15 protein-coding genes are annotated in these 13,806 nt (G+C 62.0%); 2 read left to right on the plus strand and 13 right to left on the minus strand.

Features of this window, described 5'->3' with window-relative positions; translation table 11 throughout:
• The first annotated feature begins 211 nt into the window (after positions 1 to 211).
• Positions 212 to 1,885: a 2-isopropylmalate synthase gene (locus E0L37_RS02125; protein WP_133490151.1), complete on the plus strand. Its 1,674-nt coding sequence runs from the start codon at positions 212 to 214 to the stop codon at positions 1,883 to 1,885.
• Here E0L37_RS02125 and E0L37_RS02130 read toward each other — a convergent pair.
• The 10 genes from E0L37_RS02130 to E0L37_RS21845 form a co-directional block, all read right to left on the minus strand.
• On the minus strand, positions 1,882 to 3,057 hold the full coding sequence (locus E0L37_RS02130) for a hypothetical protein (protein ID WP_133490152.1): 1,176 nt from the start codon (positions 3,055 to 3,057) through the stop codon (positions 1,882 to 1,884). The two genes, E0L37_RS02125 and E0L37_RS02130, sit on opposite strands and share 4 nt — an antisense overlap.
• A 77-nt stretch (positions 3,058 to 3,134) precedes the next feature.
• A complete protein-coding gene (locus tag E0L37_RS02135; RefSeq protein WP_133490153.1) occupies positions 3,135 to 3,836 on the minus strand; it encodes a type 1 glutamine amidotransferase in 702 nt (233 codons plus the stop codon).
• Positions 3,837 to 3,857: 21 nt separating this feature from the next.
• Entirely contained in the window at positions 3,858 to 5,228 is a 1,371-nt protein-coding gene (locus E0L37_RS02140; RefSeq protein WP_133490154.1) for an META domain-containing protein, read from the minus strand.
• A 100-nt stretch (positions 5,229 to 5,328) separates the two neighbouring features.
• Positions 5,329 to 6,003 carry a monofunctional biosynthetic peptidoglycan transglycosylase gene (mtgA, locus tag E0L37_RS02145; RefSeq protein ID WP_133490155.1) on the minus strand — a complete coding sequence of 225 codons (675 nt, stop codon included), beginning with the start codon at positions 6,001 to 6,003 and terminating at the stop codon, positions 5,329 to 5,331.
• Between the two features lie 124 nt (positions 6,004 to 6,127).
• Complete coding sequence (locus tag E0L37_RS02150) at positions 6,128 to 6,460, minus strand: hypothetical protein (protein WP_133490156.1); 333 nt, start codon at positions 6,458 to 6,460, stop codon at positions 6,128 to 6,130.
• Between the two features lie 118 nt (positions 6,461 to 6,578).
• Complete coding sequence (locus tag E0L37_RS02155) at positions 6,579 to 8,273, minus strand: SulP family inorganic anion transporter (RefSeq protein ID WP_133490157.1); 1,695 nt, start codon at positions 8,271 to 8,273, stop codon at positions 6,579 to 6,581.
• A gap of 208 nt (positions 8,274 to 8,481) precedes the next feature.
• Positions 8,482 to 10,110, minus strand: coding sequence for an S-layer protein (locus E0L37_RS02160; protein WP_133490158.1), 1,629 nt, complete (start codon positions 10,108 to 10,110; stop codon positions 8,482 to 8,484).
• 104 nt (positions 10,111 to 10,214) lie between these two features.
• A complete protein-coding gene (locus E0L37_RS02165) occupies positions 10,215 to 10,637 on the minus strand; it encodes an ABC transporter permease (protein ID WP_240687410.1) in 423 nt (140 codons plus the stop codon).
• Positions 10,615 to 11,007, minus strand: coding sequence for an ABC transporter substrate-binding protein (locus E0L37_RS02170; RefSeq protein ID WP_133490159.1), 393 nt, complete (start codon positions 11,005 to 11,007; stop codon positions 10,615 to 10,617). The genes E0L37_RS02165 and E0L37_RS02170 overlap by 23 nt, the downstream gene beginning before the upstream one ends.
• The gene (locus E0L37_RS21845) at positions 11,007 to 11,141 is read right to left on the minus strand and encodes a hypothetical protein (RefSeq protein ID WP_255433111.1); all 135 of its coding nucleotides are present in this window, start codon (positions 11,139 to 11,141) and stop codon (positions 11,007 to 11,009) included. Before E0L37_RS21845 ends, E0L37_RS02170 begins: the two co-directional genes overlap by 1 nt.
• Positions 11,142 to 11,256: 115 nt before the next feature.
• Here E0L37_RS21845 and E0L37_RS02175 point away from each other — a divergent pair, with 115 nt between their 5' ends.
• The gene (locus E0L37_RS02175; RefSeq protein ID WP_205655564.1) at positions 11,257 to 11,394 is read left to right on the plus strand and encodes a hypothetical protein; all 138 of its coding nucleotides are present in this window, start codon (positions 11,257 to 11,259) and stop codon (positions 11,392 to 11,394) included.
• Here the strand turns inward: E0L37_RS02175 and E0L37_RS02180 are convergent.
• Genes E0L37_RS02180 through E0L37_RS02190 form a run of 3 tightly spaced genes read right to left on the minus strand, consistent with a single transcriptional unit; the run spans position 11,379 to position 13,708 of the window.
• Positions 11,379 to 12,110, minus strand: coding sequence for a GntR family transcriptional regulator (locus E0L37_RS02180; RefSeq protein WP_133490160.1), 732 nt, complete (start codon positions 12,108 to 12,110; stop codon positions 11,379 to 11,381). The two genes, E0L37_RS02175 and E0L37_RS02180, sit on opposite strands and share 16 nt — an antisense overlap.
• A gap of 5 nt (positions 12,111 to 12,115) precedes the next feature.
• Entirely contained in the window at positions 12,116 to 12,499 is a 384-nt protein-coding gene (hpxZ, locus tag E0L37_RS02185) for an oxalurate catabolism protein HpxZ (protein ID WP_205655565.1), read from the minus strand.
• A gap of 39 nt (positions 12,500 to 12,538) precedes the next feature.
• Entirely contained in the window at positions 12,539 to 13,708 is a 1,170-nt protein-coding gene (locus E0L37_RS02190; protein ID WP_166642979.1) for an amidase, read from the minus strand.
• Positions 13,709 to 13,806: the final 98 nt, after the last annotated feature.

Consider the following 13,806-nt stretch of genomic DNA (forward strand, 5'->3'; position numbering starts at 1 on the left):
CGTTGCCCTGTTGTCTCCGTAAACTGTCTCTTGTCGTCACGGGTCACAAGTCCGGGCGACACCGGAAGCGGCCCCGCCCTACCCGGCGGCGGTCGTACCCGGACCCGCGTTGACCGGTGATCCCGGAGAACGATCGAGGGCCTGCCTGGCGGGCCCCGGAATCCAAAAAAGACAGGGTTTCCCTTACCAGGGTATCAATTGGAGTCACCCCATGAGTTTCGATCATCGCAAATACAGTCCTTTCGTTACCGTCGACAAACCGGATCGCAAGTGGCCGGGCCGCCGCATCGAGAAAGCGCCGCTATGGGCCGCGGTGGATCTGCGGGATGGTAACCAGGCGCTGATCAAGCCTATGTCGGTGGCGCAGAAAAAGCGTTTCTTCAAGCTTTTGGTGGAAGTGGGGTTCAAGGAAATTGAGGTGGGTTTCCCCTCCGGCAGCCAGATCGATTTCGATTTTTGCCGTGCCCTGATCGAGGAAGACCTGGTGCCGGACGATGTCCATATCCAGGTGCTCACCCAGTCACGGCACGAACTGATCGAGCGCACCTTTGAAGCGGTACGTGGGGCCAAGAACGCCATTGTTCATATTTACAATGCCACCTCGCCGACGTTCCGCGAGCAGGTGTTCAATGTGGACAAGGAAGGGTGCAAGGCCATCGCCGTGCAGGCCGCCACCTGGGTGCGTGACATGGCGGCGGAGCAGCCGGAGACCCATTGGAGTTTTGAGTATTCGCCGGAGACCTTCAGCGCCACGGAGACCGATTTCGCCGTCGAGGTGATTGATGCCGTGAATGAGGTTTGGCGCCCGGATCAGGGCCAGCGGGTGATCATCAACCTGCCGGCCACGGTTGAAGTGAGCACGCCGAACGTGTTCGCCGATCAGGTGGAGATCGTGCATGAAAACATCCGCTATCGGGAGCATGTACTGATCAGTGTCCACACTCATAACGATCGTGGTTGTGGTGTGGCGGCCGCCGAGCTGTCGATGATGGCCGGGGCCGATCGGGTGGAAGGGACGCTGTTGGGCAATGGCGAGCGCACCGGCAACATGGATCTGGTGACCTGCGGTATGAACCTCTATACCCATGGGGTCGATCCCGGGATTGATTTCTCACGGATGAAGGAAATCGTGCAGGTGGTGGAGGAGATCACCGATATCCCCACGCACCCGCGTCATCCGTACGCTGGCGATCTGGTGTTCACGGCCTTCTCCGGCAGCCACCAGGACGCGATCCGCAAGTGCCTCGGCCTGTATAAATCCGGTGACATCTGGCGTGTGGCGTATCTGCCCATCGACCCGGCGGATCTGGGGCGGCGCTACGAGGAAGTGGTGCGGATCAACTCCCAATCGGGCAAAGGCGGCGTGACGCACGTACTGGAGCGGGACTATGGCATCAGTCTGCCACGCTGGTTGCAGCAGGAAATGGCGAAACTGGTGCAGACCGATGCCGAGCAGGATGGTGGCGAGATCGATAGCCGCCGGGTGCATCAGCGTTTTAATAGTGACTATTTGGAAGTGCCGAATGGCTGGACGCTGCGTTCCTATGATCTCCATCGCGGAGAGCAGGGCGTGCAGGCGCAGATCAGCATCGGCGATGAGCGTTCACCGGTGACGGTGCTCTCCGGCCGCGGCGAAGGCGCTGTCGGTGCCCTGGTGGAATCGCTCAACCGCCGGCACGGTTGGCAGTTGCAAGTGGAAGCGTTCGACGAGTACTCGTTGGGCGACAACACCGAAGCCAATGCCATGGCCTGTGTCCGGGTGCAGGTTGGTGGTCATACGCGGAGTGCCGTGGCGCTGGCCGCGGACACCACCGCCGCCGCCCTGCAGGCGATCCTCTCCGCCGCCGGCCGCATGGCCGAGGCGGAGGCGCAAAAAAGCGCTTAACCGCGAACCGAGCCGGTCCGCTCATGATCACCGGCCCCGTTGGGGGCCGGTGATTTTGTTTCTGGGGGGTGGCTGGGGGACAGTTGCGCGGGCGACTCAGGCTCCGGCACGCAAGCGGCGATACCGTTGACCAGATCACTGGGTACGAAGTAGTTGGTGCCGGGGTCGCCGGTATGCTGGCGGACCACATAGCGCCCTTCGGTTTCCAACAGGATTTTTACGTCGCGGGAGCGGCGGTCATCCAGAGTAATGGCCTTGAGTCCCGGAGGGGGGGCTTGCCACAGCAACACGGCACAATGGCGTGCGCCGGAAGCGGATGTTTGCAAAGTGTAGCCAGCCAGTTTGGCGCTGGCCGGAGGGAACAGCCCGATCAGCACGACAAGCGCGAAGCCCCGCAGCGTGATCCAGGCAATGGGATTGCGCTGGTTCTGTATCGTCGCAATAAGCACCAAACTGATGAATTGCAATAGGCCAAACACCAGGATGACCAGCAGTCCCAACGGGTAGCCCCAGGTGTCTTGTTGCTCCGTTGAAGCCAGGAAGGACATAACCGCGGTTCCAAGGATCATCAGGAGCAATATTTGCGCGAGGCCGGCGCCCAGGGCCATCAATATGAAATCAGGCGAGAACCGCCAGAAACGCCACAAGCCTTTGATGGCGACAACAGCGAACAGGGTGATAGGGAGCAACAGCGTGAAAAGCGCCGCGATGGTGCTGTCGGAATCCTTGAACAACTCCGCGAGTGTCAGCCAGGTAACGGCCATCAGCGACAAGGCCAATAGCCAACGGCCCAGCAACCTCCGGCGAGCCGGCTGCCGGTTTTTATCCTTGAGGTTCTCCAGCCCCAGCTCCTCTATCAGTTTGGGACCATCAAGATGTGTCGGTGTGAACAGTATCGCCGTGGGCAGCAGCAGCAGAGCCACCAGCAAGGCAATGATGAAGACCTGAACCGCGAACAGGATGGGCAAAGCGGTGATGATGGTGGGCGAAGTCAGGCTGAGCGGTACTTTTTCTTCAATGATGTAGTTATGCAGATACAGCGCGGACGTAAACAGGGTGCCGGCGGCGAGTGGCCAGGCCCGGTCGTTGAGCCAGGCCAGTCCCTCGGTCAGTTGGCTGTCCCAGGTCGGCGAAGAAGGCGCTGTTTCCGTGCGTTCGACGTTGTTTTCCATAACCATGAACCCTGTCGATCCTGTAACCATCGGCGGGCATTAAGAATACGGGATGAGTCCGAGCTGTCCAGGATCGGTCAGGCAGAGCCGATACCCAAAAAACGCCCCAGCAATACCGACAGCAAACGCTGATTGGTGGTGAATATCTGCGGCAGGCTGAGGATTTCCGTGACGCTCTGGGTCCAGGGGCCGGGGCTGAGATCGGTGGCGCATTCCTGGCACAGGGTGCGGGCGTTGTCCTCGCCCATTTCCAGGTGAAATTGCAGGGCCAGGACGTTGTCGCCGTAGCTGAAGGCCTGGTGTTCGCATCCCCAGCTGCGGGCCAGATGGAGAGCGCCGTCGGGTATCTCGAAAGTATCACCGTGCCAATGAAACACCGCCGGGGCATCATTGAACAGGCTGCCCAGGGGGTGCTGCTGGCCCAACTCGGTGCTCTGGACCGGAAAGAAACCGATTTCCTTGTTCGGGTTTTCGTGCACCCGTGCACCGAGCGCGCGAGCAATCAGTTGAGCTCCCAGGCAGATGCCAAGCACTTTGTGGCCACGGTCGATACAGGCGCGAATAAAACGCTTCTCGTCAGCCAGCCAGGGGTAGCGCTGATCGTCATCGGCGCCCATGGGGCCGCCCATGACAATCAGCGCGTCCAGATCATCCGGGTCCGGTAACGCTTCACCGTGATAGAGACGGGTGGCGGTGATGTGCGCGCCATTGGCGTCCAACCAGGGCTTGATGGCGCCCAGTTTCTCGAAGGGCACGTGGGTCAGGTAATGGATGCGCACGGCCAGCCTCCCGGATTCCGGTTACAGATACTCCGCGGTGAACACCGCCAGCAGATGGTTTTCCTGATCGTAGAGGCTAAGCCGTTCGCCATCGATGCGGAAGCCCCGGGTCTGCTCCAGGCCCGTGAGGAACGCGCCGGAGACAGTGTCTCCAGTGCAAGCCCGTTCGGTGGTGGTTAATTCCGTGAAGGTGAGGTTGTCGCCGTCCACGGTGAAACCGCCGGTAAGGCGATTGCAGCTGGTATTGCCCTTGACCGTGTTATCGCCGGCGAGGATCAGGTGGGCCTGGTTCCGGCCTTCGGCGGGGGGCGAGGCGGCCCGGCCGTCCACGTCAATCAATTTCCAGTAGGTGTTGGTCAGTTGCGCGGAGGGTTGTTCGCACTGCTCGGGCTCCATCACCTTGCGATAATCGCGAACCACCAGGGCGTCCACCAGCGTACCGGCTTCCCGGCCGCGCCGTTTTTCCAGGGTCCCGTCCAGTTCCATGAACAGGGGGGCCATGGGTTCCAGGCCGGCTTGCTGGTAAGCCTTGGCCAGGGCATCGGCCATGGCGCCGGTCACGGTCAGGCGCCGGTCGCTGTCGCAGGGCGTGAAGATGGCCTGCTCATTGTGGTAAAGGTAACGACCGACGAAGCTGACCGGTGCCGGCCCGCTGTCATGGGCGGTCAGGTTCACGGTGGCGAGCCGCCCTTCATCGTCCCGCTGCAAAGGGGTGTCCCCGGTGGTCATGACAACACCGCCATCGACGATGACCCGGGCGTTCACCGAATAGTCGGCGCCGGCCTTGAGGCGTCCGCTGGCCAGGTAGAGGTGAAAGGGTTGGGGTGTTTCCCGCAGATGGATCAGGCGCTGCAGTAACGGTGCCCGGTTGCTGTCCATCAAGGTCACCGCCAGTACCGCCTGGGGGGGCAGCTTGGTGTCGTCAGCGAAAGTGATTTCGCCGCTGACCTGTTCCACCGCTTCGTCGTCCCGTTGGTAAACGCCAGCATAAGGGGTGTTTTCGTCCTGTTTCCCGGCCTGGCCCGCGAGGGTCAGGGTGTCTTTCTCCAGCGTCGGGCTCAGAACGGCCTCGTTGACGTTGTCCTGCCCATTCAGATAGCGCAGGGCCAGTTGATTGTCGCGGCGTTCCCAGCTCAATCCCTGATGTCGGGTATCGCCTACCAGAAACAGTTCGCCGTCCTCCGCCAGTACCAGAATGCGCGCCGCTTGATCGCCGGTGGGGCGCCAGGCGCCGCTGATGCTGTCCCGTTCCTCGGCGGCCGGCTCGGGGGCCGGGCTGGCTTGCTCGGTCCGCGGTTGTGGCGCGGCGGGGGTATCGGCATCGGGAGAGGGGCTGTCGTCACAGGCAGCCAACAGCGCTACCAGGGGCAGCACGAGCCCGATTGCTTTCATAGGAAGCTCTCCAAATTCTGTCTTGAATATCTAGTCGAATCGAACGCCGGGTTCGAACCCGTGGGTATGTGATGGTGAGATACCATCCGCCCCGTTTTGTTCAGCCCGGATCTGGCAAGGCCACCAGGGGGAGCTGATTTTGTATCCACTGGGTGCGTTGGTGCACGTAATCGGTGACACCACGCACGTCATAGTAGCTGGGGCGCGGCAGCATTGCCGCCAGTTGCGCCGCCTGCGCCGGCCCCAGGGACGCGGCGCTGATGCCGAAGTAATGCCTGGCGGCGGCTTCGGCACCGAAAATCCGGTTGCCCCATTGGGCAGTGTTCAAGTACAGCTCCAGAATCCGCTGCTTGGACATGGTGGCTTCCAGCATCAGCGCGATCAGGGCTTCCTGCCCCTTGCGCCAGTAGCTGCGGTCGCTGTTCAGGAACAGATTCTTGGCCAGCTGCTGGGTGATGGTGGAGCCACCGGCCACCGGGCGCCCCGCCTTGCGGTTGCGCTCGATGGCGTGACGGATCCCGCGCCAGTCAAAGCCGATATGCTCAACGAAGCGGGCATCCTCCGAAACCAGTACCGCCCGTTTCAGGTCCGTGGCGATTTGATCGTAGTCCCGCCACAGATACTGCACCGTGCCGTGTTGGCGGGACCGTTCCATGAAGGCGGTATTCTGCGGGTTGTAAGCGCGTAAATACAGTACCTGGCCGAGGAACCACAATTGTGTCCCCAGCACCGCGATGATGGCCAGTCCCAGCAGTGACAGAAAAAAGCGTTTCATGGCGTACCCGTTCCGTCCGGCGATGCCGGAGGCGTCCCTTCTCATGATCCCGGTCTATGTTGTCCAAAAGCGGCCGGTTTGTCAGGTTGAAAACATCGGGAACGTGACCGGAGCCGGGTCCTGGTCAGCGCCCAGGCACCGGCAGATCGAGCTTGGGTTGCTCTCGGCGCTTCGGTGAGGAAAACGGCTTGGCGGTGTTTCGGGGCAGGCCCTGGCCTTCGGCGCCGGTCATGTCCTCGATTTCCAGCTTGTGTTTTTCCATGGGGTTCTCCCCGCGAGAGCCGGAATCATCGTTTTGCAACCGGGTGCGCGGGGTGCTGCTCAGGCCCTCGTAGTTGAGGCCATAGTTGTAGTCTTCTTCGTAGACGTCGTCGCCGCGGATGTAGTCGTAGCCGTCGGCATGAACCGCGCCGATGGCCAGCAGGCCGGCCGTGAGGAGGGCGATGGGCAGGCGCATGGGGCTTCTCCCTGTGGCTTCATGGAAGATTGGACGCCGCCGGGTCCGAAGCGGTTCCCGCGCCGGCCGGCGGTGCATGCTCTCGCGGCGATGAGCGAAGGCCGCGGTGAGCGCCCGGTCAGTCGTGTTCCCGGGGGGGCGCCGCCAGCGCGTCGATCGCCTCGCGATTGTTAACGAACAGATTGTCGTCACCGAGCCGTTGCAGCAAGCCGATGTGGGCCAGACGATCGCGGACCTGCTTTTTCACCCCGGACAGGGCCAGCCGGATACCCCGCCGTTGCAGGTCCTGATGCAATTGGGACAGGGTGTCCGCGCCGGTGGCGTCCATGTCGTTGACCGCGGACGCGCAAATCAGAATAACCCGGAGATCGGTTTCTTTTTGCAGACGTTCGCGGATGAAGCGGTCCATGAGCGGTGCGGTGATGTAGGTCAGGGACGCGTCCAGGCGCAGCGACAATACCCCGGGCGCAATCGGGGGCAGGCCGTTGAGGGAGCGGTCTCGAAGGGTACCGGCGGGGTCCAGCCCCAGTTCGATCAGGCGCGGGTGGGCGCGCCGATAAAGGAAGAACAGCATCGCCAGCAAGAAGCCTGTGAGGACACCCCAATGGAGGTACGGAACCGCGATCAGCGTGGCGATAAAGGTCGCCACCGCCACCACGCCGTCATCCCTGGAGGTACGGAACAGATGCAGAAACGCCTTCGGCTGGATCAGGTTGAGGACCGGTACGATGATGATTGCCGCCAGCACGGCGCGTGGCAGATGCTGCAGGTAGCTGGTGAAAAAAAGCAGGCAGACCAGGGTGCACAGGGCCGCGAACAGTGCTGACCAGCCGCTGGTGGCTCCCACATAAAGATTCAGGGCGCTGCGGGAGAAGGAGCCGCTTACCGGGAAGGCCCCGCTCAAGCCACTGGTGATCTTCGCCAGCCCCTGTCCCACCAGTTCCTGATTCTGATTCCACAGGCGGCCATCCGGGTTGGGCAGGGTGCGGGCACTGGCCATGGCCTCGGTGAAGCTGATCAGGGCGATGATCACCGCCGCCGGCAACAGGGCGCGGTGCTGTTCAAGGGTGAGGGAGGGCGGCCACTGGGGGGCGGGCAAGCCGGCGGGAATCAACCCCACCACATTGCCTCCCAGCGCTTGATAGCCGAACAGGGCGCTGACCGCGATGCCCACGACACACACCACCAGAACGCCGGGCAGCCGTGGCGCGAAGCGTTTTTGCAGCCACAGCAAAATAATCGAGCCCAGGCCGAAAGCCAGGCTCCATAGCCAGGTGGCGTCGGCATTGGCCAGGTGGTGTTGGAGGCTGGCCACCGCAGTGCTGAAATCCTGGCTTTGCAGGCCCAGCAGAGCAGGTAGTTGAGACAGCAGAATGATCAACGCTGCCGCGTTAATGAACCCCGTTATCACGGCGTTGGATATGAAGTTGGCGATCACTCCAAGCCGGAAGGCACCGAGCAGGAACTGGATCAGGCCAGCGTACAGCGCCAGCCAGATGGCCAGCATTACCCATTGTCCGCTTTCCGGTTCCGCCAGGGGGTGCAGAGCGGCGTAGGTCAGCAGACTGGTGAGGGCCACCGGGCCCACCGCGAGCAGTGCCGAGGAACCCCACAGGATTCCCACGATACTGGGAAGCAGGGCGGCATAGAGCCCGGTGACCGGAGGCATGCCGGCCAAAGTGGCGTAGGCGATGGCTTGAGGAATCAGTACCAGTCCCACGGTGATGCCGGCGAAGGCGTCCTTGCGCAATGACCGGGCGCTGGGACGGGGCCACTGCGTGAACGGCAGCAAGCGGCGGATCCAGGACTTCATTGAAACTCCATGAACGGACTGTGGCGCGGGGCACGGCAAAACCGGACCGCTGGGGTGCAGGCATTCGGGCTAATGTCAGGCAATTATAAATGAGGAGTGGGCGGTATTGAAATTGGTTCGCTAGGCTATTTTTTGATGGCTGGTTATTAATGGAAGGGTGGTGCCAAACAAAGCGGGAAGCGGCCCGCGGCCGCTTCCCATGGGAGGGTCACTCCGCCGTAATGAAGATCGGATTGGAGTAGAACCACAGATCGTTGTAATTGCGGGCGTTGATGGCGTCAAAGCGAGCGGCGTCATTGGCGACCTCCACCTTGGCGTCCGGCAGTGGTTCGCCGTCTTTCATTTGTCCCGGTACGTTGACCGCCAGATTGGTGCCGCGTAAGCGCAGGTACTGATCGCCGGACGCGGTGAAGGTGTGGGTGATGACGCTGTAGCCGTCCTCGTCCACGGTCCAATCATTGGCGGTGAAACGTGCCAGCACCCGGGTGCTGGGGTTGCTGGCGGACTGATAAGCCACGGAGTCCGGCCGCGCCGGCGCCTGGACATCGCCGACAATCAGGTCCACGTGATCCACGGTCGGCTTCATATAAGCGGACTGGCCGCTCTCCAGTGGATATTCGTAGTGATTGGTCTCCGGGCTGCGGAAGCGAATGGTCACCGTTACCTGGTCGCCGGGGGCCGCGTTCAGGGTGCCCCCCATGACCGTGCCGCGATCACCGTTGGCGGCCCGGAACTCCAGAGCGTCGATCAGATCGCCGAAAACACCAAACAGACGGCCGCCGCGCAGTCCTTCCAGCAGGGCGGAGGCGTCCTCCCCATCCTTCCAGACATAGGTCTTGGCATATTCACCGGGGGCGTAGCCGCTGCTGTAACGGCCCTGGGCGGTGGTGAAATGGTAGTCGGAGTTGGCCAGGTTCCAGATCCGCCGGCCCTCTCCCAGGAGCGCGTCCCAGGTGCCTCCCAGTTGTGCCACCAGATAGTCGGTACCGCCGTAGGTGCGCGAGCTCAGGTTCTCCTCGACATAGGCCTCGGCGTAGCCACCGCGATCGGGCTCCATCTGATTGCCGACCATGCCTTCGATGGCGAAAAACTGATCCGGGGCCAGGTCATGCATTTCGCGAATCTGGGCGATGGTGTATTTGCCCGTGTAGCGGGAAGGGTGGTTCAGCAGCATATAGCTGTCGGGATGATTGTCGCGCAGCCAACGCAATGCGGTCAGGGCGTCCTCGTGGGTGGTGTTGGCGCGCGGCTGATCGCCGAGACGTTCCACCAGGGCGGGATCAAAAAGGCCGGCATCACGGGTGGTGAACAGATACTCGAACTCCGCCATCGCCCGTAGATTGGCCTCGGACATCGGGTCGTCCATGCCGATACCCACATTGACGTGGTCGTGAGTCGGCATATCCCACTCGAACGAGGAATAGATCAAGGCGCCGGGATAGCGGTCTTGCTCCAGGGCTTGCTTCAGATAAGGCATCTCGTGGTCGATAAGCGCCTGATAAAAGGGTATGGATTCTCCCAGCTCGGCGCCGTCATGATCCCGGTAGGACGTGCGCAGATGATTGGAAATGGTGAGCCAGTCCAGACCGTAGCGAGTAAAAGCATCCTCCAGAACGCTCTCCAGGGAAACCTGGGCGTCGTCGGATTGGTAGGTATGCACATGCAGATCCCCGGCGCTCCAGGAACCGGTGGGTTGCGGTTCCGGAGTCGGCTCGGGGGTGGGCTCGGGAGCCGGCGAGGAGCTGCTTCCGGATCCACCGCAGGCGCTCAGGAAAGTGGCGAGGGTGATGGCCGACAACAAGGAAGCGCGAGTGTTGCGGGGAAAAAGAAAAGACATTGAACGTGCTCTCCGGATCAAGGCATCAGGATCGATGCCGTGAAAAAGAAGGGCACTTTGGACCAGTCAGGTGACGATATAATGACGTGTGGAACACATACTGATCAGTCTTTCTTATGATTCCAAAAGCGCAAGTGAAGAGCAGCGGCTTCTTCTTCCAGTAGTGGTCCGATCACTTGCACGGTGCTCCGGCCGGCTGCGAACGCCTGAGACACATTGAAAAACGAGGTGGAGAAGGCGATGAAGAATCCCAGTCCGTTTTCGGCGGCGACGAATTCCGCTACCACGGCACCAATGATGGCCAGTGTGATGGAAATGCGCAGCGCGGAAAAAATATGGGGCACCGCGAAGGGTAATCGAATGTTGCGGATCTCACGCCAGCGGCTGGCGCCGAGGGAACGGGACAGCTCGATCAATTCCGGGGGCGCCGACATTAATCCAGTGACGGTTGAGACGACGATGGGAAAGAAGGTGATCAGGAAGGTAATGACGATACGGGGAGCGTCACCGGCCCCCAGAACCACCACGATAATGGGCGCCAAAAGCAGAGATTTGTTGCCAGACCGGCATCATTCTGAGCTGCGAAAAAATACGGGCGGGAAAGCCCGGGCCCGCGTCCACTTCCGCCCCCTTCGCTTTCAGCGCTACTCCCACTTGTTGGGGATCACCAATAGCTTTTTTTCGCGCCTGGCGCTGAATGGACAGTACCTTTTTGACCAACTCCGGCTTTTTCTTGATCAGACGGTCGAATGCAAACATCGAGAGGTCATAGCCATCAAAGCCATAATCGGGCCAGGGTAAACTCCGGGTCTCTTTGCTGGCTTGCTTAACTAAGGCGTTGAAGGCCGGCATCCTGGTGACCCAGTTGATGATGCCGTCCACCCGGTTGGTACTCATCAGCTGCCCATGGCCGCGGGATCCGCCTTGGTCACACGCACATCGTCCGGCGACATGCCGGTGCCTTCCAGGACCAACGGCCAGGTGACATTGGAGGCGGAGAAGGTGGCGGTGGCGGGATTCTTTCCTTTCAAGTCATCCAGACTTTGACGTTGGAGTCAGCGCTGACAAAAAATCGCATCCAGACATGATCTCCAGTTCAATGTCTTCGGGCCGGCGAACAGCCTGATCAAAGCGGATACCCCGCGGATGGAAGACGCGCTGATCGCTTACAGCATCGATAAGATGCAAAGCGAGAGGATCCTGCTTTCCAGCGATGCCGAGGGCGGCCGGTGCGGTATCATGAGTGACCTGCGCTTTGTGCGAGGGCTTTATCCGGAGGATTGATTGTCCGGAGAGGAGGACGGGATGGAGTCCGGACCGCCACGGGTATCCAGATAGTCCCGTGAGGTGCGGTGGGCATGCAGAACATGGTCGCGAATCAACTGGGCGGCCCGCTCGCTTTCGCCACGAACGATGGCCATGACAATGTCGCTGTGTTCGGTGAAGGAAGCGGACAGGCGCTCCCCCACTCTGAATTGCGCGCGGCGGTAGGCCAGCACCCGTGAGCGGGCGGCCATGGCGGTTTCATACAGATAGCTGTTGTGGCAACCGCGAAACAGCTTTTCATGGAAGAGCAGGTTGGCCGCGTCGTAGGCGTCGACGTTACCGTCGGCCACATGAGCGTGGCTGTCCAGATGGCTGGCAAGCAGATCTTCCCGTTCCGCGCGGGTCATATTGAGCGCCGCCATGCGCGCGCAGGCCGCTTCCATTTCCGCCGCGTATTCAAACATTTCGCTGAGCCGCTGTTCCGGCACTTCAATGACGAAGACGCCGCGCCGGTGCTGGTGCTCCACCAGGCCGGCGGAGGCCATCTCCCGCAACGCCTCGCGTACCGGAGTGCGCGATACGTCGAAGCGCCGGGCCAGGGCAATCTCGTCCAGACGTGTGCCCGGCGGGAGCAAGCCGCCGAGAATCTCATCGGACAGGGCACGCCGGATCTGTTCCGCCAGCGGGCGGTCGTCCTCGTCGGCGGCACTGAGCACGGTGGTCTGTTGTGTCATGACACTTACTCCTCCATGAACGACACATGGGCGGCCACGACCCGCCATCCCTCCGGGCGGCGGGCCCAGACCTGACTCTGGCGACCGGTGCGCGGGTTCCCCGGGCGGCGGAACTCGGTCCAGGCGGTGGCCAGATCGTCGCCATGGGCGGTGATCACGGTGTTATGTAATTCACGTTGCAGTCCCTTGGACGGTCGTTGCGCGCGGAAGGCGGCAATTCGCCGATAGCCGTAGAGATTCTCGCCGGCACCGTAGCGCACCACCCGTTCGTCGTTCCAGAACAATTCGTCCAGGACCGTCACATCATTTTCGACCAGTGCTTTCTCATAGCGCAGGAATGCGGCTTTGACTTCCGCCACCACGTTCGGTCGGTCCAGTTCCAGGGTCATTATTACTACTCCTCATTATTACTCTTCGGGGCCGGCGCGTCAGGTGCTGATGAATTCGGGCAGGCGGGCCGCCAGATCCAGCAGCTGTTGATCGCTGCCCGCGGGCCCGATCAGTGACAGCCCCACCGGACCATGCTGGTCATGCAACAGCGGCAAACTCAGTTGCGGCAGCCCGGTGGTGCCAGCCAGCGCCGTCATTCGCAGGGTGCGGCCGCGGATGTTTTCCACCCTGGCTTCGTCGGCTTGCAAGGGCAGGGCCGAGGTCGGCGTGGTGGGCAGGCAAAGCAGGGTGTCTTCGCCGAGCAGAGCGCGGATCCGGGTGCGCAAGGCCTGACATTGTTCACGGGCATCCTCGGCTTCGGCGGCGGTGATGCGCGATGCCGCTTCGAAGCGTTCCTTCACACCGGGACCGAAGACCGGTTGCTCGACTTGGATCCAGGAGCCGAAGCGGGCCCAGGCCTCATAAGCCTGCAGGGGCCGGAACGCGTTGAAGTAGGTGTCCAGGTCGCCAACACTGATGCTGCCGCCAAAGGTCACGCCGGGCAGGCCGTCGCCGACCCGCGCTTCCAGCTGCGACACCACGTCGGCATCGGATTGCGCCAACGCCTCCTCCACCAGCAGTAAACGACGCGGCGCGGGCCGGTTACTGGTGGGCAGCAGAATCCGGCCAAGCCGGGACATGAGTTCGGCGTCCCGGGCGAACCAGCCGAGGGTATCGAAACTTTCCGCCAGGTGGGCGCAATGACGGTAATCCACCACGCCATGGGTGGGGCGCAGCCCATGGATGCCGCAGTAGCTGGCCGGCACCCGCACTGAACCGCCGGTGTCGCTGCCCAGCGCGAAGTCCACCAGCGCGGCGGCCACCACCGAGGCGGAACCGCTGGAAGAGCCGCCGGGTACCGCGCCCGGCACCGCCGGATTGGGCGGCGTGCCATAGTGTGCGTTCTGGCCCGCCAGGCTGTAAGTCAACTCGTCGGTGTGGGTCTTGCCGATCAAATCCGCGCCCGCCGCCAGCAGGGCTTCGATCATCGGGGAGGTGTGCCGCGCTGGCGGCTGGCTGGCGCGCCAACTCGGCTGGCCGACGCCGGTAATGGTTCCGGCCACGTCGAACACGTCTTTGACGGCGAAGGTCAGGCCTTGCAGCGGGCCCTGTCCGGTGGCGTCGAGGCGCACTGGGTCGAAATCGAGAAAGCCGTTTTCCAGTATCACCGCCGGATCCTCCGGGGGCAGCGGCCAGGAAGGCGTTGCATTGGTGTGCTCCTTGAGATCCTTGATACGTCCAAGGCGGACGGAGCAGTGTTCGTGCC

Source organism: Alcanivorax sp. 24 (genome assembly GCF_004360225.1).
In the GTDB taxonomy this organism is placed as follows: Bacteria; Pseudomonadota; Gammaproteobacteria; order Pseudomonadales; family Alcanivoracaceae; genus Alloalcanivorax; species Alloalcanivorax xiamenensis.